14 protein-coding genes and 1 tRNA gene are annotated in these 24,719 nt (G+C 45.6%); 8 read left to right on the top strand and 7 right to left on the bottom strand.

The genetic code is table 11. From position 1 onward, the window contains the following. Positions 1-16: 16 nt before the first annotated feature. Positions 17-2,782, bottom strand: coding sequence for a TonB-dependent receptor (locus DB520_RS14595; protein WP_198675348.1), 2,766 nt, complete (start codon positions 2,780-2,782; stop codon positions 17-19). Positions 2,783-3,072: 290 nt separating this feature from the next. Between DB520_RS14595 and DB520_RS14600 the strand changes: the two genes are divergently transcribed. Then, positions 3,073-3,525 carry a peroxiredoxin gene (locus DB520_RS14600; protein WP_114750457.1) on the top strand — a complete coding sequence of 151 codons (453 nt, stop codon included), beginning with the start codon at positions 3,073-3,075 and terminating at the stop codon, positions 3,523-3,525. On the opposite strand, the gene DB520_RS14605 is transcribed toward DB520_RS14600, so the two are convergent. Continuing rightward, positions 3,522-4,181, bottom strand: coding sequence for an ABC transporter ATP-binding protein (locus DB520_RS14605; RefSeq protein WP_114750599.1), 660 nt, complete (start codon positions 4,179-4,181; stop codon positions 3,522-3,524). The two genes, DB520_RS14600 and DB520_RS14605, sit on opposite strands and share 4 nt — an antisense overlap. A 371-nt stretch (positions 4,182-4,552) precedes the next feature. On the opposite strand from DB520_RS14605, the gene sucC reads away from it, so the two are divergent. Continuing rightward, a complete protein-coding gene (gene sucC, locus DB520_RS14610; RefSeq protein WP_114750458.1) occupies positions 4,553-5,770 on the top strand; it encodes an ADP-forming succinate--CoA ligase subunit beta in 1,218 nt (405 codons plus the stop codon). Between the two features lie 30 nt (positions 5,771-5,800). Beyond that, positions 5,801-5,874 (top strand) — tRNA-Arg (locus DB520_RS14615). A 325-nt stretch (positions 5,875-6,199) separates the two neighbouring features. Here DB520_RS14615 and DB520_RS14620 read toward each other — a convergent pair. The 5 genes from DB520_RS14620 to DB520_RS26695 form a co-directional block, all read right to left on the bottom strand. Then, positions 6,200-9,598, bottom strand: a complete 3,399-nt coding sequence (locus tag DB520_RS14620; protein ID WP_114750459.1) for a HEAT repeat domain-containing protein — start codon at positions 9,596-9,598, stop codon at positions 6,200-6,202. A gap of 99 nt (positions 9,599-9,697) precedes the next feature. Continuing rightward, positions 9,698-13,138, bottom strand: a complete 3,441-nt coding sequence (locus DB520_RS14625) for a HEAT repeat domain-containing protein (protein WP_114750460.1) — start codon at positions 13,136-13,138, stop codon at positions 9,698-9,700. A 150-nt stretch (positions 13,139-13,288) separates the two neighbouring features. Continuing rightward, positions 13,289-14,617: an AGE family epimerase/isomerase gene (locus DB520_RS14630; RefSeq protein ID WP_232834992.1), complete on the bottom strand. Its 1,329-nt coding sequence runs from the start codon at positions 14,615-14,617 to the stop codon at positions 13,289-13,291. A 100-nt stretch (positions 14,618-14,717) separates the two neighbouring features. Continuing rightward, positions 14,718-15,722: a 2-hydroxyacid dehydrogenase gene (locus tag DB520_RS14635; RefSeq protein WP_114750600.1), complete on the bottom strand. Its 1,005-nt coding sequence runs from the start codon at positions 15,720-15,722 to the stop codon at positions 14,718-14,720. Beyond that, positions 15,719-15,901, bottom strand: coding sequence for a hypothetical protein (locus DB520_RS26695; protein ID WP_157972092.1), 183 nt, complete (start codon positions 15,899-15,901; stop codon positions 15,719-15,721). The genes DB520_RS14635 and DB520_RS26695 overlap by 4 nt, the downstream gene beginning before the upstream one ends. A gap of 344 nt (positions 15,902-16,245) precedes the next feature. On the opposite strand from DB520_RS26695, the gene DB520_RS14645 reads away from it, so the two are divergent. The 5 genes from DB520_RS14645 to DB520_RS14670 all read left to right on the top strand — a co-directional run bounded on the left by DB520_RS14645 (position 16,246) and on the right by DB520_RS14670 (position 24,708). Continuing rightward, positions 16,246-17,358: a Re/Si-specific NAD(P)(+) transhydrogenase subunit alpha gene (locus DB520_RS14645; protein ID WP_114750463.1), complete on the top strand. Its 1,113-nt coding sequence runs from the start codon at positions 16,246-16,248 to the stop codon at positions 17,356-17,358. Between the two features lie 2 nt (positions 17,359-17,360). Then, a complete protein-coding gene (locus DB520_RS14650; RefSeq protein WP_114750464.1) occupies positions 17,361-17,681 on the top strand; it encodes an NAD(P) transhydrogenase subunit alpha in 321 nt (106 codons plus the stop codon). 5 nt (positions 17,682-17,686) lie between these two features. Further along, positions 17,687-19,054 (top strand): NAD(P)(+) transhydrogenase (Re/Si-specific) subunit beta, encoded by a 1,368-nt coding sequence (locus tag DB520_RS14655; protein ID WP_114750601.1) that lies wholly within the window; start codon positions 17,687-17,689, stop codon positions 19,052-19,054. A gap of 433 nt (positions 19,055-19,487) precedes the next feature. Continuing rightward, positions 19,488-22,490 (top strand): PVC-type heme-binding CxxCH protein, encoded by a 3,003-nt coding sequence (locus DB520_RS14665; RefSeq protein ID WP_114750466.1) that lies wholly within the window; start codon positions 19,488-19,490, stop codon positions 22,488-22,490. Positions 22,491-22,560: 70 nt separating this feature from the next. Further along, on the top strand, positions 22,561-24,708 hold the full coding sequence (locus tag DB520_RS14670) for a glycoside hydrolase family 20 zincin-like fold domain-containing protein (protein ID WP_114750467.1): 2,148 nt from the start codon (positions 22,561-22,563) through the stop codon (positions 24,706-24,708). Positions 24,709-24,719 lie beyond the last annotated feature (11 nt).

Here is a 24,719-nt window from a genome sequence, read left to right on the forward strand (position 1 = left end):
CAATAGTTAGATATAATTAATTTACTTTAAATCGTATTCCTAAGCGATAGGATTGACCATACCTGTCTATCCTCACTGTAGTCTCTTCTGGGTTTGATTGGTAAGGGAATCTTGCTTCCTCCCTGGCCAAGGGGCTTTTGATAAACAACTCATAGGGGGAATCCAAAATATTATTTATCCTAGCAAAGACCGTCAGGTACTTTCCTATTTTTTGATCAAAGGAAAAGTCCAGTTGGGTAATTGGCTTTGACCAATGATCATTTTCCAGGAAGGGTGATACAAACTCGATGCGCTCACCTGTGTAGACCATGGCTATCTGCATATCTGTCCCCGACAGTTGGTTTTTATACATCAAGCTAAGGTTGCCTATATGGTCTGCCTGCCCTTGAAGGGGCCTGGATTGATCTACGGGTACCTGAACTAGCTGTGAGCTTTCATCGTCCGGGTTCTCCCTTCTTTGATTTATTTTTGGAGTGGTGATAGTGGAATTGGTGTAGGTATAATTCATCCGGATACCTATTTTGTTGAAAAACTTGATAAAATCAGCCTCCAACCCCCAATTAAAGGCATTACCGAAATTATTTGGTCTTAGGCTTAGTGGCCCCGACGTAACCCTATCTCTCACCAGGGTGTATTCAATCGGATCCCGTATATCCTTCACAAATGCCCCTACCAACACTTGCTCCGTCAAGCTGGGAAAATACTCCCATCTCAGGTCATAATTATGAGACCTTACCCTATTCAAGGAGGGGTTTCCCGATTCGTCAAAGCCGTCATCCTCGGATAATCTGTAGGGGACAATTTCGTGAAACCCAGGTCTTGCAAGTGCCTTATAGTAAGATGCCCTAAGGTTGGTCTTCTCTGCCAACTTGTATTTGATGCCAATGGAAGGTAAAACATCCACGTAATTTTGACTGGAATCTGCATTTACACTCTGTTGAGCCACCTTTAATTCATACCCCTGAACTGTATGCTCTAGACGTACCCCAAGGTTGACTTCCGCACCCCAATTACTCCAATTGGTGTTCAGATAAGCTGCACTGATATTTTCATAGGATTCAAAATTCAGGGGATCCGACACTCCACCCCGTGGGTTGAGTAAACCCCAATTCACATCTGCATAACTCTCCCAGTGAATACCTTGAATTTGGAAGGCAGGATTTGCAGGATCAAAGATATAGCGGTTGAAAAAACTATCCCTTTCTCTTTTCCTGTACATTCCGCCAACTGAAATCTCATTTAAGTGGGCTATTTCAGAAGGAGTATAGTAAAAATTCAAATATCCAGTAAGGTCCGTATCAGTATTGTTTTCCCACCTTCTATAGTTTCTTCTTTCAATATTTTGAGGCTGCTCTACAAAATTGGCTAACTCACCATTTCTCTTAAAAATACCGTCATCGGGGGATTCGCTTCCAGCTATAGAACCTACCCCAGACCAGTGTACCCGAAAATTGGAATTGAACTTGTGTTCACCGGACAAATTAGCCGTTCTGATATTTTGGTACCTAGTGGTGTAGCGCGTGATATGAGTAAGAATTCCGTTTCCTTCTTCCATGCTGAAATTCCTCCCTTCCGTCTCCGTATCCACCATATCCCTGACCCTGAAGTCGTTCAACTGATAATTTCCCAGGTATAAATCAATTTTGTGATTTTCATTAAAATAATAATCCAGCTTGGAATGGATGGCATAGCGCTGCTGCTGTGTGGAAGATTTTCTCTCCTGCAACCGCTGTAAGGTAGGTCTGCCAGAGCCGAAATTATCCATTCCAGTCCTAAACCAGTTACTGTCAACACCCCTATAGCTATTTTGAAAACTACCCCCCAGCATTACTCCAAGCTTATTGCCAAAATATCGATTCCCGAGCGTCAAACTGCCTAATAGATCCGGCATGGTAAAAAGCTGCCAGTTACTTCCCGATTCCTGCTTTTGGTTTTCAAAGGACATGTTAGAAGTGGGGAAATCCGAAACTTCTGCAAAATACTGCGAACCAAACTGCTCATAAGGTGATTGGCGATTGATTTCAGACCTATCGTATTGGTAATAGCCTCTGTCAAAATTTATTTGGTTATACCCCAATTGTAGGTCGCCTTCTATCATAAATTCCTCAGGAGCATCCTTCATCACTAGGTTTACAGCTCCTCCAATGGCATCCCCTTCCATTCCTGCCGTAAGTGACTTTGATACCTCCAACCTCTCTAAAAGTTGAGCTGGAAATATATCCAGAGGTATATATCGATTTTTATTGTCGGGAGACGGGATTTTTACCCCATTAATCAGGGTATAGTTATATCGCTTGTCCATGCCCCTGACGATGGCATGTTGGGGGTCTCCGTTTGCATTTCTTTCAACTGAAAGGCCGGAAACACGCTGAACAATGTTTGCCACCGTGATATCTGGTGATAATTCTATGGCTTTTTTTGAAATTACGTTTAAGGTGTTGGGGGCATTTCGTTCCAAGTTCCTCGCTTGCATCTCAGAACCTTTGATCATACTTCCTTGGACCACAAATTCCTCAAGGTCGGCGGAATCCTCACGCAGGACGATTTCAACAGTGGTATTGCCATTTACTGTTATCTCTTTTTGAGATCTCTCGAAACCCAAAAAAGAAACCTCCAGTATGTGGACGCCATTAGGAACATTTTTGATCGAAAAAGAACCATCTAAACCAACAATGGCGTACTTGGCAGTAGCTAAAACCTCAACGGTAGCACCAACAAGGGGCTCACCCGTTGCTCCATCAAAAACATGCCCAGAAAGATCCCCGCACTTTGCAAATGGCATGGTAAATAAAGAAATGAACAAGCAAATCGTGAATCCTTTAATCATGCCGCAAAGGTCAGTCTCTAAGGTTACCTCTTAATTTCTCCTATGTTTTCATTGGGTTAAGTACTATTGGTTAAGGTTAAATTAATGTTATTTTTGGCAGCTAAATCTCAACGTTTCAGCTAAAACAGGGAGAGTTGGGGTGAAAAATTTCTTTGCGCCTTACGGCTATTCCGAACAAATCAGTCAAAAATTCACTTTAGTAGCTTAGTATCTTAAATCATTCAGTTGAAGTTAAAAATAACTTTATGGCACTCGAGAAAGGCACCAAAGCTCCCGATTTTATCCTTCCCTCTACCAGCGGGAAGCAGTTTCATCTATCCAAGGACTTTGGAGGTAAAGCTTGCATCATTTATTTCTACCCCAAGGATTTTACCAAGGGCTGTACCGCAGAGGCTTGTGAGTTCAGGGATCACTTTGAGTCTTTCAGGGAACTGGATATTCCCATCGTGGGAATTAGTAGAGACACCATTTCTTCCCACCAAAAGTTCAAAAAGGAACACCGGTTACCCTTTGAATTGCTTAGCGATGCCAAAGGGGGCGTATGCGAGGACTATGACGCACTTATTCCCATTGTCCGAATGCCAAAACGGATTACCTATCTTTTAAACAAGAATCATAGGATCGAAGCGGTTTTTCAGGATATGTTTGATGCAAAGTCACATATCAGCAAAATGGTAGAGGAAGTAAAAAACAGTTAATGTTCTTTAAGGATTTTACCATCCTTCATTGTCAACATCCTGTCGGACATTTTTGCAAGGGCCTGGTTATGGGTAACGATGATAAAGGATTGTCCAAATTCATCCCTCAACTTGAAAAACAACTCATGCAGTGCCTGGGAGCTAGTAGTGTCAAGGTTCCCACTTGGCTCATCTGCAAAAATCACCGTGGGGTTGTTGATAAGGGCACGGGCCACTGCCACCCTCTGTTGTTCCCCACCGGAAAGCTCGGAGGGCTTATGCTGCAACCGCTCAGTGATCCCCAGCAGTTCTGCGAGTTCACCGGCACGGGTCTTGAGTTGCTGTTCTTTCTTACCTCCGATCAACCCTGGGATAATGATATTCTCCTCTGCGGTAAATTCCGGCAGAAGGTTATGGAATTGAAAAATAAAGCCAATACGTTGGTTTCTAAAACTCGCCAGTTTATCTCCTTTTATCTTGGATAAATCAACCCCACTAAGTACCAAACTTCCCTGATCAGCCTGGTCAAGCGTACCCAAAATATGAAGCAAAGTGCTTTTACCGGCACCTGAGGCACCGACGATGGAAACAATCTCCCCGGATTGGATGGTGACATCCACTCCTTTTAAAACGTGAAGATCACCATAATGCTTATGTATATCCTTTGCCTGTAACAACATAATTCAAATCCTAAAGAAAGGTTTCATCGTTCAATTTCAAAGTCTTGCTGAATTGACAGCAAACCTTAAAAGTAAGGTTTTTTTCTAACTTTTTCCTCGCCTCTGTATTTGCTTCTACCCAGATTATTATATTATTCTGAGTATTAATCCGATAGGGACACTGCAAAAGCCCCCATTCAGAAAAAATCAGCACTCAAAGCCAAAAAGCACGAAGGAAACCTTGAATTATCGGTTAATTGCAACTAACTTCGGGCAAAAATTTTATCAGGATGAAATCGAGCATGACGAGAACGTCACCCACCGGGATGCCCCGATAGCTATCGGGGTGCGAGATTCCATATGACCGCTAAAAAGACAATTATAAACATATGAATATTCACGAATATCAGGCAAAGGAAGTACTTAAATCATATGGCGTAAAAATCCAGGAGGGAATCGTAGCTGATACCCCAGAAGATGCACTGGAGGCTGCCAAGAAATTAAATGCCGAAACTGGCACTTCTTGGTATGTATTAAAGGCCCAAATACATGCAGGTGGACGTGGTAAAGGAGAGGTGAAGGAAACAGGTTCTAGGGGTGTGGTGTTGGCCAAGTCCTTGGATCAGGTATCTGAAATCTCCGGAAAAATCCTGGGAGGTACATTAGTCACCATCCAAACGGGTGCAGAAGGAAAAAAAGTGAAAAAAATTCTGGTGGCGCAGGATGTTTATTATCCTGGCGATGGCCAGCCTAAGGAATATTATCTCTCCATATTGTTGGACAGAGCAACAGGCAGCAATGTCATTATGGCCTCTACAGAAGGCGGGATGGATATTGAAGAAGTAGCAGAAAGCACCCCTGAGAAAATCATCAAAGAATGGGTGGATCCGCTTTTGGGCATACAGCCCTACCAAGCTAGAAAGGTGGCTTTTAAATTGGGCCTAAAGGGAAATTCCTTTAAGGAAATGGTGAAATTCATCATGAACTTATATGCTGCCTATGATGGGTCAGATGCTTCCCAATTTGAAATCAACCCCGTGTTGAAGACATCAGACGATCAAATTTTGGCGGTGGATGCCAAGGTTAATTTGGACGACAATGCCCTATATAGAAATAAAAACTTGGCCGCGCTCAGGGACTTGGACGAGGAAGACCCCCTAGAAGTAGAAGCCGGGGAATCTGGACTCAACTACGTGAAACTTGACGGTAACGTGGGTTGTATGGTAAACGGTGCCGGACTTGCCATGGCCACCATGGACATGATCAAGTTATCCGGTGGGGAACCTGCCAATTTCTTGGACGTAGGAGGAGGAGCCAATGCACAAACTGTGGAAGCCGGTTTCAGGATCATTCTTAAAGATCCTAAGGTTAAAGCAATATTGATCAACGTATTTGGAGGAATCGTTCGATGTGACAGAATAGCCAGTGGAGTTGTGGAAGCTTATAAATCCATTGGAAACATCGATATACCCATTATCGTTAGGTTACAAGGTACCAATGCGGAAGAAGGAGCTAAAATTATCGACCAGTCTGGACTTAAGGTTACTTCTGCAATTACCTTAAAAGAAGCAGCTGAAAAAGTGCAACAGGTTTTGCAAAACTTATAAATTGATTTAGTCTCACATAAAAAGATTGTTGCGCCCGTAGTTCAACTGGATAGAATATCGGATTTCGGCTCCGAGGGTTGAGGGTTCGAATCCTTCCGGGCGTACACAAAACTCAAAATCCTCCAGGATATCCAACGTGGAATTCGGAGGATTTTTTTTTTAATAGGATTTGAATATTTAAATCAAAACTTTTGGGAATTGGCGGTAGATCAAAGATCCTAAGGAAGGAAATTGTGTTACCTCCTATTCCTGAAAATAGCCATGCTCCTACTAGCAATTTGGTATTTTAACCAAAGAGTAATAACTGTCAATTTTTTACTTATTTTCTCTGCTAAAATAAAGTAATATAACCGGCTTAAAAGAAACTACAATGGCTCTACCTGCTAAATAGTGGACTTTAGACGGAACTCGAGTTTTGCCTGGAGGAACTTAATTCAAGGTAGCCAAAAAGCTCACCAGGTCCCTGATCTCCCTTCGGGTAAGGTATTGTTTCATATCGGGCATGCTGGAGGGGGCATCTTTTCGCTCCAGGATATGCTCCTTCATCACTACGGTATCAGGCTTGTTACCCATTTTCACTGTTATGCTTTGTTGATTTTCGGCAGCTTTAATTCCAGCCACCCGCTTTTCGTTTTCCAGATTCAGGATAACTACTCCAAACCCTGGTGCCAAGCGCTTACTGGGGTCTATCAAAGCCTCCAGTAATTCCTGTCTGTTCAATTCATTGGCTATACCGTTGAGTTTTGGGCCTGCATTACCTCCAAAGTCTTCGTAAGCATGGCACTTGATACACTGGCCTGTTGGATGTTGAAAGAAGATCCTCCTTCCCTTCACAGGATCCCCTCCATACATGCTTCCACTGTAGGAGGCCAAGGTTTCGTCCTCGGACTGTTGGGATTTAATTTTCTCATAGGTATTTTGGAGTTGCTCGATTCCGGAAATTTCCAGTGCTTCAGCCAATTCAAGTTCAATTTCCGGATAAAACGTTCCTTCTTCCATTTGGGCAAGAAAACCCCTAAACACTGGGGTAGAAGCATCAGCGTCAATTTTCCCCAAAGAGATCAATGCGGCCTGTTTTTCTTCCGTGGTTTGTTTCTGAATTACCTCCGCCAGCAAGTCTGCTTTTAATTTGGCGGAAATTTCCATCCTCTCTATCAGGTCAAGTCCAGCAATCCGTACATTTTTAGCCCTATCCGAAAGCCCATGCTCTATGGCTTCTTCCATATTTTCAGCTTCCAGGGAAGCTAATGCCTTTAATGCTGCTTCTCTTACATCCGCGGATGGGTCTCCTTTTAAGGAGGCTAACAACACCTGCTCAGCATCTTTTACCTTGAGAATACCCAGTGCCTGAACGGCGGCAAAACGGATTTGGGCATCCCCATCCTCTACCAGCTTCTCCAGTGGTGCTTTTGCAGAAGACAAAACCATGCCTGCCTCCCGCTCAATTTCACCTCTGTACCAACCGTCTACCCGGTCCAATACAGATGGTTTTGTCCAAGTGCTAAGTGCAGCAATGGCCTCAGCCCGCATTGCTGCAGGTGCATTTCCATTTGATATATAAGCCAATAATTGATCCAAGGCTTCCTGTGTTCCCAATCTGAGATTGGCATTGATAGCTCTTCTGATAATAGGCTCTTCCTTGAACCTATCTTCTGCCAGCAAAGCACCTAAATCACCTAGTGCCTCTGGAATTGACGTATCATCATTGATGCCCCTAGCAGCTTCGGCCACGATATAGGGATCCTGATCCAAAAGGAATTTGGAAATGGTAGGTGATTTCATCCTTCTCAGCGCAACCACTGCAGCAACTCTAACTGCTTTGGACCTGTGGTTAACCAAGGCAGCTAAAGGGGTCTCCTCTCCTATTCTGGCCAAGGCCAAGCTTCCAGCATGGCGAAGGTACAGGTCTTCTCCATTGTTCTCTTCCAGCATCTCGACAAGATATGGAATGGCAGGTGAATACGCTACCCTGCCCAATGCCTCAGCGGCGAAAAATTTCACCCTGCTGTTTTCATCCTTTAGCAAGGGAAGCAAGGCGTCCGAACCATCGGCATATTTTACATCTCCTATCCATTTTGCAGCTTGCGCCCTGATTTCAGGATCCTGGTCTTTCAGGAATGGCAAAAGTTCCTTTGCCACCTGCATATCCTCTTTTCTCGCCATTTGACTTATTCCCCAAATGGCATGAATTCTGGCCAATTGATTGGCCTGTGGAATCAATTGGTTTTTAAAGGCTTGTAACCCCTCCCCTCCCATTTTTGCTAAGGCAAATTGCGCTTTTTTTCGAATTCTTTGGTCCTCGTATCCTAGAAGAACTTCAAGCCTATCCACTTCTAAATCGGAAAAATCCTGTGCCATCAGTTCAGCGGTTTCCTTCCTTTTGGCTTCATTATCCGATTGGGTATCTGTCATTTTCCAAATTCTCCCATACCCTTTATTGACCCATCCGTCTATCCAGTCGGCAAAGTACAAGGCACCATCGGGACTAAAATCCATACCCGTAGCCAAAATACCCCCCATTAACTGCTGAGTAGATTCCAACTCGAATCCGGCGCCTTCGGGTTTCAACTTGAAGCCATGTATACCGGAGCGGGCAGGGTTGCCCGCAAACTCCGCCACAAAAAAGGTGTTTTTCCACTGTTCTCCCAGTGCTGTCCCTGGATTAAAAAGCATTCCGGTGGGTCCGTTCACGTAATTCTCTATCGTAGGAATAAAATAGGCTGCTTGCTCCGGGTTTCTTGGGGTATGCATGTTCTCATCCATCCAAACCTTATAACTGTTGTTTTTCGGATCTCTGTATTTCCCGAATTGCCAGTTGATCCTCCAGCCGGAATCCGAGCCATCTACAAGATAAACAATACGTTCCCTCTCCCCACTATGGTCGCCGTCATTATCCACACTGATCAGGTTACCATATTGATCGAAGGCAAACTCATGGGTATTTCGGACCCCCATCGCAAAAATTTCAAAATTACTGCCGTCCGTATCGCACCTGGCAACTACTCCGCAGTTGGGGAATTCCCAGGTATTTCCCTCCTTGTCCGTACCATTAAAGCCAATATCTCCTATACTCCAGTAGATTTTCCCTTCTGGGCCTACCGTAAGCCCGGACATATTATGTCCACCAAACCCTATATGAACCCCGAAACCACTAATTAGGGAGGTCTTGGTGTCCATAAGTCCATCTCCATTGGTATCGGTAAGTTTCCAAAGGTCCGGAGCAACGCCCACAAAGAGCTCACCCTCATGATAGAGAACAGCTCCAGCCACATCGGTAACCTCCTCATGGAAATCCCTGACCACCAATTGGGCCAAATCTGCCAAGCCGTCCCCATTAGTGTCCTCTAACCTATAAACATTTTCCTTTTCTACTGTTAGGTCTTTCCAGTCGTGGGAGCCATCTTGGTTAATATCCGGGAGCCATTCGTTTTTTTCAGAATTTTCAGGGGACAACTCCTCGTGCAAAAACTTGCGTCTGTCTTCCACTGTCTGAAAACCAATAGAGGCAATCTCCCAATCCTGGTGACTTCGAATATCAAATTCTGAAATTTTCCTCCTGTTAGTCCTGGAATAGAAAATCCTCCCTGAATCATCAAAGCGCATAGAAATTGGATCGGCAACAAGTGAATCAGTAGCCCAAACCCTTATCTGCAAGTCCTCATGTAATTCCGGCTTCACCAATTCTTCTACCGTAGAGGCTTGTACCTTCGCCTGCTCCGCACTAAGGGTTTTTATTCTGAGATCCTGAGGCTCCGTTTTGCATGCAGAAAATAGCACCAAACTCAAGGCCAGGAAACTCCCAAGGGTCTTACCAAATAAGCACTTCATTGTCAATTGATTCTATTTCTTTGTTTAGCCTATAACTATTCCTATTGGGGGATGTTCGCTCAAGAAAACCTTTACCGCCCTTATGTATATGAATGGTAATCAATAGGTACTATAATCATCTTCTTTTAAGGTGGCAAGAAAACTTACCAAATCCCGAATTTCTCTCCGGTTCAATAGGCCCTTCATGTCTGGCATACTGGAAAGAGCATCTTTTCTTTCGGCCACATCCGTCTTCATGATCACAGTATCAGGCTTATTGCCCATTTTCACAGCAAGGCTTTGGGCATTCTCCTCAGCCAAAATCCCAGAGACCGTTTGTTCATCCTGCAGTGTCAATGTAACGACACCGAAACCCGGTGCCAGTCTTTTACTGGGGTCTATTAAAGCTTCCAACAACTCCTGCCTATCCAAAATTTCCGCTATTCCATTCATTCTAGGGCCAGCATTCCCCCCATAATCGTCATAGGCATGACAGCGAATACATTGGCCGGTTTGGTGCCGGACAAATATGTTTCTGCCCCTGTCAACGTCTCCCCCATAGAGGCTTCCCCTGTAGGAGGCCAATAACTCGCCTTCAGTGAGTTCGGATTTTATATTTTCGTATTGAGTCAGCAAATCTTGGGCTTCTGCTTCCTCCAATGCCTCTGAAAGCTCCAGTTCTACCTCAGGAGCCAGTTCTCCATTTTCTACCTGAGCCAGCATCTGCTCAAAAGCCTCTTTTGAGTGGGTTAAGTCCACCTTACCCAATGTAAGCATTGCGGCCTGCCTTTCCTCTATGGTTCTTTTCTGGATCACTTCCACCAAAAGTTCCACCAAAAGAGACTGATCTACCTCCAGGCGTTCCATCAGGTCAAGCCCAGCAACGCGTACTTGTTTCTCTCGGTCTGCTAATGCTGTTTCAATCGCCTGATCATTGTTCTCCCAATTGATGGCTACCAAAGCCTTCAGGGCAACTTCTCTTACTTCCGCAGTTGGATCACTTTTAAGCCTTGCAAATAAGGGTTCAGCGGCATCTTTTACCTCAAGTTTACCCAATGCATTTGCAGCAGCTACCCTGATGGCCGGGTCGCTATTCGACAAAAGGTCCATTAACCTTTTTGAAGACGCTTGGCGTACGAGTGCAGGATCACGGGTAACTTCTCCCCTATACCTGCCGTCCACCCTGTCGAGTACCGAAGGCTGGGCCCAGGTGCCTAAGGCAGCAATAGCTTCCTCCCTCATTGCTCTTGGCGCAGAAGGTCTTATGGCATAGGCCAATAATGCTTCCATCGCTTCCTCCGTACCTAATCGCAAATTGGCATTTATCGCCCTTCGGATCAAAGGCTCGGATTTAAACCTGTCCTCCTCTAGCGTTTTACCCAGCGCTGGCAACGCATCCGGAATTGAAAAGTCGTCATTAATGGCCCTAGCCGCTTCAGCCACTATATATTCATCCTTGTCTTTTAAGAACTCAGCTACTCCAGGGTATTCCATCCTTCTCAATGCAACTACTGCAGCTATCCTTACAGCCCTAGAAGGATGGTCTTTCAGCTTCATCACAGCGTCTTCATCCCCAATACGGGCTAACGCCAAACTGCCGGCATGCCTAAGGTACACATCTTCATCATCGTTTTTTTCCAGCATATCAATAAGTTTGGAGATAGCTGGGGCGTGGGATGTTCTGCCCAAGGCCTCTGCGGCAAAAAACCTCGCCCTATCGTATTCGTCGTCCAATAAAGTCATCAACTGCTCACCTGCATCGGCATACCTTACATCCCCAATCCAACGGGCAGCCTGAGCCCGGATCTCTCCGTCCTCATCTTTAAGGTAAGGAAGCAGGGCCTCCGCCTTGGAAAGGTCTTTTCTTGCCAACTGGCTAATTCCCCAAATGGCATGTACCCTGGCCAACCTATTCTGCTTTTGAGCTAATTGACTTTTGAACAATTCAAAACCCTTCTCTCCCCGCTTTGCCAATGCAAACTGAGCTTTTCTTCTGATCCTTTGGTCTTCATTACCCAAATGGGCCTCCAACTCATCATCCTCCATACTTTCAAAATCTTGCCCCATCAATGCCTCTGTGGTTTTTCTGGCTTCCCAGTTTTGTCCCTCCGAATCCAATAATTTCCAAATCCTCCCGTAGCCCTTAGTGCCCCAACCATCTATCCAGTCGGCAAAATACAGGGAGCCATCGGGGGCAAAGTCCATCCCGGTAGCAAGGATACCACCCATGATTTTTTTGGTTTCCGCAAGTTCAAACCCAGCTCCTTTGGGTTCCAGTTTAAAGGCATGAATTCCGGATCTTGCGGGGTTGCCCACAAATTCAGCCACAAAAAAGTTGTTTTTCCATTCTGGCCCCAAAGCGGTTCCTGGATTATAAAGCATTCCTGTAGGTCCATTAACATAATTTGCAATGGGTGGTATATAATAGGCTGCTTTAGTTGCAGGGTTAGTTCTAGGAGTATGCATGTCCTCATCCATCCAAACTTTGTAGGTGTTGTTATTCGGGTCCCGATATTTCCCAAACTGCCAATTGATCCTCCATCCCGTATCGGATCCATCCACCAGATAAACGAGCCTTTCCCTTTCTCCCTGATGGTCCCCGTCGTTATCCACGCTGATAAGGTTGCCGAATTCATCAAACACAAATTCATGCGTGTTTCTCACGCCCATGGCAAAAATCTCAAAATCACTTCCGTCGGGATTTGAGCGGGCAATTACGCCACGGTTGGGGTATTTCCAGGTATTTCCCTCCTGATCCTCCCCATGAAACCCAACATCTCCAATCCCCCAATACACTCGGCCGTCGGGACCAATTTCTGCTCCTGACATACCATGTGCACCAAAACCTATATGTATAGCATACCCATGTGAAATCGATTGTTTTTCTGAAGCCAAACCATATTCGTCCTCTGTGATTCGCCACATGTCCGGGCCTACACCCACAAAAAGGTCGTCTTCAAATTTGAGAACCGCACCCGCTACATCGGTAACCTCTTCGTGAAAATCTTGGACCACCAACTGGTATTTGTCCGCCAGCCCATCACCATCAGTATCTTCTAGTCTGTAAATATGCTCCTTTTCCACGGTCATGTCCTTCCAGTCATGGGAGCCATCGTTGTTCAAGTCAGGCATCCACTTGTTGTGCTCGCTTCTTTCCGGAGAAAGCTCCTCCCTTAAGAAGGCCCTTTTGTCGGATATGGATTGTAGGGAAATCGAAGGGATTTCCCATTGAGGGAACCTCCTTATCTCAATCTCGGAGTTTTTTTGCCGATTTGTGCGGCTGTAGTAAAGTCTGCCCTTGTCGTCAAAATCTATGGAAATAGGGTCGAAAACTAAGGAATCAGAGGCCCAAAGTTTTACCTGAAGCCTTTCATCCAACTCTGGGGATACAAGTCCTTCAATGGTGGAGGCAAATTGCTTTGCTTCATCAGGACCGATTTGTTTTATCCTCAAATCTTCCGGCTCCCTTTTACAGGAAATGGTAAGGATTAAGATACTGAACACTAAAAGGTACATTCTCCACAAGGTGGGGTACTTGGCACCGATTCCAGGTATATTCATATATTTATAATTTGCTTTTTAAAGGCCGTAATTGCAGCATTTAATTTTTTCGCTGTGAAATATAGGGAAAACCAAAGGACCTTGAAATGATTATTTTATTAATTGAGCCTTTTTATGGACAGGGGTGCTCAACACCCCATGTTCGGTAAGCTAAAAACTCCTAAGCCTGCTTACACAATTGGCAAGGGACCGAAAGTTGTGGTAAGCGGTCTTCCAGGCATGTCCTTTCTTGGCTTCCTTAAATTCAGGTTGCAGGTCAATTCCCCCTGAGAACCACTCGCCATGCTCATGATCTATCAGTTGGTTATTGATGTATTCCCACTGTTGCTCGAATTTTGAGAAGTAATCTCTTTCATCTTCCGGGTACAAATCCGCCATGATCAGCAAAGTGTTCAGCCCTTCGGCTTGTGCCCACCAGTTTTTGGTGCCCCTGACTACTTTGGGGGCCTCCTCTCCGGCAAAATAGTATCCCCCATCATAAAATCCCCCTTTTTCATTATCCCAACCATATTTAATGGAGTGGTCAACCATAGATTTTCCAACTACCAAAGTACGTTCGTCATTGGGCATGCCCAGCACCTCTGCCGCCTCCATCATCAAAAAGGCAGTTTCTACATCATGCCCGTACGAAACGTGGTCTATGGAATGGTGTTTCTCTATTATCTCCTCCGTACTGTCCCTAAAGCTGACCGGTGTCCAATCAGGGTATAAAAACAGTTGTAGGTATTTTTCATCCTGCACGATAGTGTCTCTAATAATAAGAAGTAGCTCCTCAAGGCGTTGCTTTAGCAATGGATCCTTCCATACATGATAAAGCTCTGTAAAAGCCTCCAACAAATGAATGGAGCTGTTTTGATCCTTATATCCTAGGGTGGAGGTAGAAGGGGTATCTTCTTCCCGCTGTATGGGGCTTCCATCCCTGGCCAAGGATTGGAAATAACCGCCGTATTCTGGGTCATAACTGTTTTCCTCCAGCCACTGAAAAGCCTTTTTTGCCAGTTCCAGTGCGCCTTCTTCCCCACTCACCTCATAATATGCTGCGAGTCCGTAAATGCCAAATGCATTTCCATATGCGGTCTTGCCGGCCTCATTATAACCGTTTTGTGAGGAACCCGATAGCACATTGCCTTCTCGGTCTAAATTTGTGTAAAACCCTCCATATTCTTGATCCCAAAATTTATCCCTAAGGAATTGGAAACCAAGTGAAGCACCATGCAAGTAGTGCTCTTCCTCAGGGTACATCTTATAAGCCTTTGAGGTGGTCCAAAGATGTCTGCCCTGTGACACAATCATCTTATTTTGGTTTTCGGAAAGGGAAAAATCGAATTCAAAATTGGCTAAATAGCCTCCGTACTCCTCATCATAAGCAGTCGGATACCACTTGTTGAGCATCTCGTTTTGGATGGAATATTCCATTTCATCAGCAAGTTCCAGGCGCCTTTCCTTGTGCTCATCCACAGGTTCTTGCTCGCATGCCATAAGTAGTAAAAATAATCCGCAAAAGCGTGTATAAAAGGTTATCATGGATCAATTTGGATTGGGTGTATTCCCCAAAAATAAAGCAAGTGTAGGAAATATCCTAAATCCCCTCCAAATTGATTTCGTTCTTTAGGGGTTTCCCTTTTAAAAAAGTATCAATGTTGGCGTAGGTGATTTTAGCAATTTCGTGAAGTGCTTCTTGGGTGAGAAATCCTTGGTGACCCGTAATTAGCACGTTTGGAAAGGTCATTAGCCGAGAGATAATATCATCCTGAAGTACCATGCCGGAAAGGTCCTTGAAAAAAATACCCTCTTCCTGTTCGTATACATCGATTCCCAAATACCCTATATGCCCGTTTTTTAGACCTCCTATCATTGCCTGGGTGTCAATCAGGGCTCCTCTGCTGGTATTGATAATCATTACCCCCTTTTTCATCTGGCTCACCGCCTCTTTATTTATCAGGTGTTTAGTTTTGTCGTTTAGGGGGCAATGCAGAGATATGATGTCACTTTTGGAAAATAATTCGGAGAGGGAAACATAAGTTATACCCTTATCCTGCAAGCTGGGGTTGGGCTTAGGGTCAAATGCCATCACCCTGCATCCCAGACCTTTCATAATCGTGGAAAAAACCTGGCCAATCATTCCTGTTCCTATCACACCCACCTGTTTCCCATTAAGGTTGAACCCGGTCAGATGGTGTAAGGAAAAATTATTTTCCCGCACCCTGTTGTAAGCTTTGTGGGTTTTTCTGTTCAGGGTCAATATCAGGGCAAGGGCATGCTCAGCCACCGCTTCGGGGGAATAGGCCGGTACCCGGCAAATCTTGACCCCTAACCTTGACGCTGCCTCCAAGTCCACATTATTGAAACCGGCACATCTTAAAGCCACCAATTCCGTACCCTGTGCCTGAAGTCCTTCAAGGGTTTGTTTATCTAGCTTGTCATTCACAAACGCGCAAACCACCCCGTGCCCTTTCGCCAAGGGAACGGTGTATTGGTCAAGCATGGTGTCAAAATAGGATATGCTTAGGTTTCCTCCCTCAAAAACAGGTTGGAAATGCTCCTTGTCATATTCCTGCGCACTGAAAAAAGCTACCTTGTTCATGGTCTTTTCTTCCTTTTTCTCCACCATCTAAACCATAAAATCCCAAAAATGGGCACTAACAATACAGGCCAATAGTCCAATAACAAATAGGATTCCTCTCCATTTTCCTGCTGGGCAAGGAGAGAGAAGGTGGGTAACAAACATAGGAGAGAAAGAGTAAGTAAGGTCGTTGACTTCATCTTGTTTGGGTATTGGGGTAAATTTTTTCCAAAAGATAAACAGATACCCCCAAATTCGGGTAGAATTCTTGGTGAAACTGGATTTATCATTTGGTAAAACCACAAGTAACCTGCCAATAATTTCCAGTTTAGTCAAAAAAAGGGATTGGCTGGTTAATTTTTTGAAATTTTCAGTTCGATAAAATAAAATTTCGGTAAAAAAGTGCTTTTTTTGCAGTCCTTTTACATTTTTCCAAATAAGATTTACCTTTATGCGAGGTCAATCCTAGGAAAAAACGCAAAAACCTTGATTACTGTCATTTTAGTAAATAGTTAATAAACGTCAATAACCTTCCCAATACACTATGATTTTAGGACTACTTAAGGAGCCATCACCCGAAACCAGGGTCTCCCTGCACCCTGAGGCAGTGAAAGCCCTGACAGGGACAGGCAATAAGATACTGGTAGAAAAGGGGGCAGGGGATACTGCTTTCCTAAATGATACACTTTATCAGGAAGCCGGTGCCCAAATAGCCGAAAGAAAAGAGGTGCTACAGCAAGCAGAAATGCTTTTTCAAATCACCCCCATTTCCAAGCAGGAGCGTCAGACCCTTACCACGGGTAAATTGGTGTTCGGGATTTATCAGCCATTGGTGGAAAAGGATCTCATGAAGGAAATCGCCACCCAAGGCGTCACTTTGCTAAGCATGGATGCCATCCCCAGAATCACAAGAGCTCAAAGCATGGACGTGCTGTCCAGCATGAGCACAGTTTCGGGATATAAAGCCGTTTTACTGGCTGCGGCCCAATTGCCTCGATTTTTCCCCATGCTGATGACAGCAGCAGGTACCATAGCACCGGCAAAGGTGCTGGTGATTGGTGCCGGAGTAGCAGGTCTTCAGGCCATTGCCACGGCAAAGCGACTAGGGGCTGTAGTGGAGGCCTTTGATACCCGTCCTTCCGTAAAGGAGCAAGTGGAAAGCTTGGGCGGCAAATTCGTGGAAGTTCCAGGTGCAGTAGAGGACAAGGCCGCAGGTGGCTATGCTGTAGAGCAATCCGAGGAATATAAACAGAAACAGGCAGAGATGATGGAAAAGTCCATCGTGAAATCCGATGTGGTAATCACCACAGCCCTGATCCCCGGGAGAAAAGCCCCCTTACTCATTACCAAGGACATGTTAGTTCAAATGAAGCCTGGAGCGGTGGTGGTGGATCTAGCTGCTGTAAACGGCGGCAATTGTGAAGGCACCATAAATGAGGAAACTGTGACCATAGAAGGTGTCACCATCATTGGGACCTCCGCATTGCCCTCCACCATGCCTGAGGATGCCACGCGTATGTACAGCAAAAACGTGCATAACCTGCTTAAGATCATGTTAAAAGAAGATCAGCTGAACCTCAATTTTGAGGATCCCATTATAAAGGGAACCTGCATTACCCATAATGGTGAGGTAGTTTATGAACCATTAAAACAATAACCATGGAACAAGTCATTCAATACATATCTGTAAACCAAGAGGAATTTTACGTCTTTATTTTGGCGGTATTTGTGGGAATAGAAGTAATCTCCAAGGTACCCACTGTTTTGCATACCCCCCTGATGTCTGGGTCCAATGCCCTTTCCGGCGTAGTAATCGTGGGGTCGATTTTAGTTTTGGGCAAAACCGCCCCTGACAATTATGTAGGTTTAAGCTTGGGTTTTTTGGCTGTACTACTTGCCACACTGAATGTGGTTGGTGGATTTGCCGTGACCAACCGCATGCTTGAAATGTTCAAGAAAAAACCCGCTAAAAAACAATAAACATGATGATCGTACAGATTATAGATATATGCTATTTAGTGGCGGTGGTGTTGTTTATCCTTGGCATCAAGCTGATGAGCCACCCGGACTCCGCCAGAAGAGGTAATGCCATTGCCCTTTCGGGAATGATACTGGCAATAGTTGCATCTTTCCTTACACCGGGACTGAATAATATCCTCCTTATCCTCGGAGCCATGGCACTAGGCACGGGAGGTGGCTTGTACTTTGCAAAATCGGTAAAAATGACCGCCATGCCTCAGTTGGTGTCATTTTTCAACGGTATGGGAGGTGCGGCCGCCGCTTTAATCGGGTTAGTGGAATATGGAGACTTGCCCATGGATGAGGTGGGCAAGGGAGCTGTATTGATGGCCAGCCTCGTGATTGGTTCTATCAGTTTCTCAGGATCCCTAATCGCAATGGGGAAACTGGAAGGGGTCATCAAAGATATACGGATCAACAAGATTTTGGCTTTTCTAATGCTTGCAGTAGCGGTGGCATTGGCCGTTTATATCATCACATCCGGAGAACCGCAACCCGTACTGGTGTATGTGGTGGTAGTGATCTCCCTGATCTATGGACTGGCATTTGTGTATCCTATTGGTGGTGCGGACATGCCCGTGGTGATTTCCTTGCTTAACTCCCTGACTGGTGTCACAGCAGCCACCACTGGCTTATTGTATAACAACAAGGTGATGTTGATGGGTGGAATATTGGTGGGCTCAGCAGGTCTTTTGCTTACCCTTTTGATGGCCAAGGCCATGAATCGATCTGTGGCAAATGTTCTCTTTACCTCCTTTGGATCGGCCGCTGGCGGCGCAGGTTCAGGAGAGGATGGCGAACAGGTGGCCAAGGAAATCAATGCCTACGATACCTCCATCCTACTGGCTTATGCCAAGCGAGTGGTGGTGGTGCCTGGATATGGATTGGCTGTGGCGCAGGCCCAGCATGCGGTGCATGACCTGGAAAAAATCCTTGAAGAAAAAGGGGTTGAGGTACTCTATGGCATTCACCCAGTGGCAGGCAGGATGCCCGGACACATGAACGTGTTGCTGGCGGAATCCGACGTGTCCTATGACAAGCTCATTGAAATGGACGACATGAATGAGAAGCTTCCCAATACAGACGTGGTAATGGTAATCGGTGCGAACGACGTGGTAAACCCCGCAGCAAACGACGACCCTTCCAGTCCTATCTACGGAATGCCCATTCTAGAAGTAAACAAGGCCACCAATGTAATAGTGATCAAAAGAAGTATGAGCTCCGGTTATGCCGGTATTCAGAATGCCCTCTTCTTCGACGCAAAGACCAGGATGCTCTTTGGTGATGCCAAAAAGGTACTTACCGGGTTAGTGAGTGAGGTGAAGAATATGTAGGTGATAGATGAAGGATTGGAGATGGAGGGGATGGAACTTTTGCTAAGAAAAACAGAAAATGCTAAAGGCATTTTATATAAAACAAAAAAGGCAGCGGAATTCCGTTGCCTTTTTTGTTTCTCCTAATGAATATGCACAAAGATCTCCGTCAAATCGAGCTGAAACCCTTCAACTGCCTCCGATATTACAATATCCCACAAGTGAAGTGTTTGGAAGGAGGATTGTGGTTATTTATTAAAAAGTAAATATCAACAAGGCTCACCTATTGAAGTGAACCACCCAAAATTCCTTTTCCCCAGATTCTTCATTACCTCTTATTTATATTGGAGTTCTTTATGTTGTTGCCAGACGAGCGAATTTCCATGATAATTTTCCACCAAAGGCACAGGTGTTTGAAATTAATCCCTTATACTAGTGGGAAAAATTCACCAACATGTCCTATTCCAGGTTTCCTCTCTTATTCAGTACATGCCTTGCGCTAACCTGGTCGGCTTGTAAATCCGGCGATAAGGACTTAACCCTTGAAGCCGCCATAAATTCCTTTCAGCTCGCCGAAGGGTTTGAAATCTCCCTTGTGGTGTCAGAACCGATAATATCTGACCCGGTGGACATGATCATAGACGAAGAAGGACGCATGTTTGTGGTGGAAATGCATGGGTACCCCATGGATGTCAGTGGAAGTGGAAAAATAATCCTTTTGGAAGACAGTAATGGGGATGGCGACTATGACCGGCATGGGGTGTTTGCAGACAACCTGGTACTTCCCACGGGCATTACCCGATGGAAAAAAGGGGTGCTGGTCACCGACCCTCCCCACCTCTTGTATTTGGAGGACAGCAATGGGGATGGTAAAGCGGATATTCGGACCCCTGTATTAAGTGGGTTTGCCAGATCAAACCCCCAGCATAATGTTAATAGCCCCAGGTTAGCTATGGACAACTGGATCTACCTAGGGCACGAACCAGCAGTCACCACCATTCAATACGCAGACCTATTTGGAGACACGGGTTCAGAGGTTCATTTCCCGGATTTTCCAGAGGGTCCCAAGCTCCCCGTTAATGCAGGAGGCAGAGGCATTAGGCTGAAGCCCGATCACAAGGCCCTGGAACTGCTATCCAGCAGAACCCAGTTTGGCCATACCTGGGATGCCTTTGGGCAACGCTTTCTGGTCAACAACAATAACCATATTATACACGAGGTGTTCAAGGCGGAATACCTGGACCGTAACCCCCATTTTCCTATTTCCGGCACTACTCAATCCATATCCGACCATGGAAATGCCGCAGAAGTCTTTAGCATCACCGATAATCCCGAACATCAGTTGCTAACCGACATTGGGGTAATGACTTCGGCCTGTGGGCCGCTCACCTATTTGGGAGGAAGTTTTCCCGAACCTTATGAGGGTGCCGTTTTCGTTGCCGAACCGGTAAGCAACCTGGTGCATGTGGATATACTTTCGGAGAATGGAGCCACCTTTACGGCAAGCCGCCTTTTTGAGGACAAGGAATTTTTAGCCTCCAGGGATTCCTGGTTCAGGCCCGTGAATTTTTACGTGGGACCTGATGGTGCCCTTTATGTGGTGGATTATTACCGACAATACATTGAGCATCCGGAATGGATGGCGGATGAAATAGTGGAGGCAGGAGGACTCTACAATGGTGCTGACAAAGGAAGAATCTATAAAATCACTCCAAAGGGCGAAAAAAAAGCAACCTCAAAACCCAACATCAGCCAACTAAGCAGCCGGGAACTCGCCGAAATGCTGGGACATGCCAATAGCTGGTGGAGGCAAAACGCCCAGCGGCTCCTGGTGGACCGAAAGGATGAGGAAGCATTGGAAACGCTAATGGCTCTAGCCAGTCAGGAGAACGACCCAATCAGCAGGGTTCATGCACTTTGGACATTGGAAGGTTTGGGCAAATTAAACCCCGAAATCCTTGAGGGAGCACTTCACGATAAGCATCCCGGAGTCAGGGTAAATATCATAAAGTTGATAGAAACCCATAGGGATAAATTCCCCGATTTGGTACAACAACTTATGTCCATGGCTCAAGACCCTGACCCTAAAGTACGGTTTCAATTGGTGAATACCCTTGGATTTGAGAATGGGGAAATTGCAAAAGAGATCAGGCTTGAACTACTGAAGAGAGATTTGGAAGAAGAATGGGTGCATATTGCCGCACTCAGTGCGAAGCATTCAGACCCCTCTGCTTATTTGGAGCTTATAAGAAAATCAGCCGAGGAACATCCCGAAGCCTCTGCTTCCCTGGCCCAGAAAGTGGGTAAGATGGTAGGGCTCCGAAAGGTGGAAAAGGAAAGCAAAGAGGCCATCCACCTGGCAACGACTCCCCCTACTTCCGAAAAGGATCGTTTATGGCAGGGCAAATTGTTACAGGGATTGGCTGAAACTGCATCTACTGCGTTTTTAGCCAATACACTCAAAGAGGCAGATAAAGAAAAACTCCTGGAATTGGCTTTCTCTGATCGGGAAATCCCTATCCGGGAAGCCTGTCATTCCCTTTTCTTGAAATCAGGGGGAAAGCTATCTGAGGCTTACCAGAAGAAAGCCTTTATCGCAGCCAGCGATCAGCAAAAATCCGGAGAAGAACGTGCTCTTTTTATCCGATTGCTAGAGGGTGACTTTCTCCGGGGTGTTCAGGACACATTGCTGACCTGGATCAACCCCAATTCCCCCCTACCCCTACAACTCGCTGTACTGCAAACCTTAGATAAAGGTGCTTCAAAGGGCTGGTCCAGCTATTTATTGAACAAATGGAACACACTTACCCCTCCTATCCGGGAGGCGGCTCTGGACAGGTGGCTAGCCAATAGGGAGGGGATTCTTTTGATTTTAGACAACCTAGAAAACGGGCCTCTCCAGGCATCACATTTGGGGTGGCCAAGATCGGTAAGGCTGATGAACCAAAAAGACCAGGACCTCAAATCCAGGGCCAGGGAATTATTGGCCGGGCAGGAGGAAGCCAGGGAAGCTGCCATTGCCGAATACCAACAGGTACTCTCCCTTAAAGGGTCAATTTCCAAAGGGGAAAAAGTCTATGACAGAAATTGTGCGGTTTGTCATCAAATGGGAAAAGATCGAGGCATCGCTTTCGGTCCAGATTTGGCCTCCCTAAGAAATAGGCAAAAAATCAATCTACTCAGCGACATCCTGGACCCCGACTTGTCCATTGCAGATGGGTATGACTTGTGGATGGTGAAAATGCAAGATGGTGCATCTCACCAAGGGCTTATCCATGCGGAAACCCCTGTGGCAATTGAACTTAAACAAGTGGGAGGACAAACCACCACCTTGGCCAGAAAGGATATACTGGAGCTGAATGTATCGGCTGCCTCAGCCATGCCCGGAGGATGGGAGCAGCAGATCAGTCAACAGGAAATGGCCGACTTGCTGGCCTTTATCAAACAGATCGAGTAGGTTTTTTCCTATGCCGACATTTTTTGCTATATTGTTAGGATAATAATCCCACAATAAGCCCCTGATCATTATGTCCCATCAACAATTTTGGAAAACCCATGCCTCTATCATTTTTTCTTTCCTTATCTTTTTTGCCTGTAGCAAGGAGGACAAAGTCGCCATACTATTGGAAGAAGGGTTGGCTGGAAAGGAGTTTCCCAAAAAAGTGTTGGAGAGAACTTTAGAAGAACACGGATACGTGGTAGTGGATGCGCCTAAGGCAGGAACTTTCATAAGGTTGAATTTGGATAGTGAAGAAATCACCGATGAAGGCTACCAACTGAGTATTTCGGACCGGGAAATTCGGGTTAAAGGAAATGATTCCAATGGACTTCTATACGGCATTTATCATATAAAAGAACAACTGGAATTTGGCACTTCCCTCAAGGATATAACCTCCCATTCCACCCAAGCAAATGTCCCCTTTAGGGCTATTAAATTTAACCTACCCTGGGATTCTTACCGCAGAAGTGAGGCCCTACAGCTCCATCACGATACGGTAAGGGACTTGGCTTTCTGGGAAAAATTTTTGGATATGATGGCTGAAAACAGATTTAATGTACTTACGCTATGGAACTTACATCCTTTCAATTACCTCACACGCTCTACCAATTACCCTGAGGCCACTGGATTTTCAGATTCTGAGCTGGAGGAATGGAGGCAGTTTTGGAACGCGCTTTTTCGCATGGCAAAACAGCGGGGAATAGAGACCTACCTGGTAAACTGGAATATTTTCGTTTCCCCGGAATTTGCAGAGGCTCATGGGGTGGCTGAATACAGTATCGATGGGCAGTATTTTTCTGACGGAGACACCAGTAGCATCATCAAGGACTACACCCGTGAGGTGGTACAGCAGGTATTGGAAGAGTACCCCGATTTGACGGGACTGGGCATCAGTTTGGGAGAGGGAATGGGAGGTATGACTCCGGCAGAACGCGAAGAATGGGTGCTTGAAACGGTGATTGCAGGCATGCAAGCCGCAGATCGGCCAGTAAAGCTAATACACAGGGCCCCTTTTTCGGCTGATCTGGGATCCGGAGGCTCCACAGACAAAAGCACAGAGGTACTTACCCGGGCAGCTCTGGACACCCTAGAAGGTGTGGAAAAGCCCATTTATGTGGAAGCAAAGTTTAACTGGTCTCATGCCCACAGTACTCCTAAACTGGTAAAGGTACATGGTGGCCCACTTTCGGATACCTATTGGAATCCCGTTCCAGAAAATTATAAGATGACCTGGATGATGAGAAATGAGGATTTCTTTGCCCTAAGGTGGGGACAAACCGATTTTATCCGGGAGCATATTGAAAGGAACACCCCTGAATATGTGGCTGGCTATTATGTAGGTTCTGAATGCTATATCCCCGCGGTGGATTATTTTACCAGGATGGAGGGGGAAAGGGACTGGGAATATGCTTTTGAACGGCAATGGCTATTTTACCAAACCTGGGGAAGGTTACTTTATGATCCCTCCACCGATGACGGGGTATTTATTTCCCGATTCTCCCAAAAATACGGAGAAGAGAAAGGGGAGTCGCTATTCCAAGCCTATCAGTTAGCTTCTAAGGTCCCTCTACGTCTAGCTTCCCTATGGGATGTGGCTTGGGATTATACCTTGTATAGTGAGGGGTTTCTTTCCATTGATCCCGATAATGTCACCAACCTGATTACGGTGGAGGAATTAATCAACCGCAAGCCTACTGACCCCGATTTTGTTTCCATCAAGGATTATATTTCCAGATTGGCTGCCGGAGAGACCTTCGAAGACCACGAGCTATTACCACTGCAACTGGCCGACCAACTGGAGGATGAGGCCAATCAGGCACTTGAATGGGTGGAGGGGATTCAAGGAGGTGCTAATCTATCCCTCACCTATGAGGTGGGAGACGTGGAGATATGGTCTTACCTGGGCCTATACCTTTCCGAAAAGATTAGGGGTGGGGTTGCTTTGGCCACTTTTTGGGATAACCAAGATGCAAGTTACCAAGAGCAAGCCCTTGAGCACCTTGAAAAGGGCGTTGACCACTGGGAAAAAATCATTGCCCTCACAGAACCCCTCTATCTGGAAATGCCCTTAGTCCACAACAATAGGGCTCAGCCAAAGGGTAGAAAATTTCACTGGAAAAACTATCTGGATGAGGTGAAAGCTGATTTGGAAATTGCCCGAAGCGGGGTGAAATAAAAAAAGGGGCT

Source organism: Pleomorphovibrio marinus (assembly GCF_003347495.1).
Taxonomy (GTDB): Bacteria; Bacteroidota; Bacteroidia; order Cytophagales; family Cyclobacteriaceae; genus Pleomorphovibrio; species Pleomorphovibrio marinus.

Bases quoted from the DNA above. Each gene is read 5' to 3' on its own strand.
- DB520_RS14630 (WP_232834992.1), bottom strand. From the start codon at position 14,617: ATGGCATGCGAGCAAGAACCTGTGGATGAGCACAAGGAAAGGCGCCTG.
- DB520_RS26695 (WP_157972092.1), bottom strand. From the start codon at position 15,901: ATGAAGTCAACGACCTTACTTACTCTTTCTCTCCTATGTTTGTTACCC.
- DB520_RS14655 (WP_114750601.1), top strand. From the start codon at position 17,687: ATGATCGTACAGATTATAGATATATGCTATTTAGTGGCGGTGGTGTTG.
- DB520_RS14650 (WP_114750464.1), top strand. From the start codon at position 17,361: ATGGAACAAGTCATTCAATACATATCTGTAAACCAAGAGGAATTTTAC.
- sucC (WP_114750458.1), top strand. From the start codon at position 4,553: ATGAATATTCACGAATATCAGGCAAAGGAAGTACTTAAATCATATGGC.
- DB520_RS14645 (WP_114750463.1), top strand. From the start codon at position 16,246: ATGATTTTAGGACTACTTAAGGAGCCATCACCCGAAACCAGGGTCTCC.
- DB520_RS14595 (WP_198675348.1), bottom strand. From the start codon at position 2,782: ATGCCATTTGCAAAGTGCGGGGATCTTTCTGGGCATGTTTTTGATGGA.
- DB520_RS14620 (WP_114750459.1), bottom strand. From the start codon at position 9,598: ATGAAGTGCTTATTTGGTAAGACCCTTGGGAGTTTCCTGGCCTTGAGT.
- DB520_RS14635 (WP_114750600.1), bottom strand. From the start codon at position 15,722: ATGAACAAGGTAGCTTTTTTCAGTGCGCAGGAATATGACAAGGAGCAT.
- DB520_RS14600 (WP_114750457.1), top strand. From the start codon at position 3,073: ATGGCACTCGAGAAAGGCACCAAAGCTCCCGATTTTATCCTTCCCTCT.
- DB520_RS14670 (WP_114750467.1), top strand. From the start codon at position 22,561: ATGTCCCATCAACAATTTTGGAAAACCCATGCCTCTATCATTTTTTCT.
- DB520_RS14625 (WP_114750460.1), bottom strand. From the start codon at position 13,138: ATGAATATACCTGGAATCGGTGCCAAGTACCCCACCTTGTGGAGAATG.
- DB520_RS14665 (WP_114750466.1), top strand. From the start codon at position 19,488: ATGTCCTATTCCAGGTTTCCTCTCTTATTCAGTACATGCCTTGCGCTA.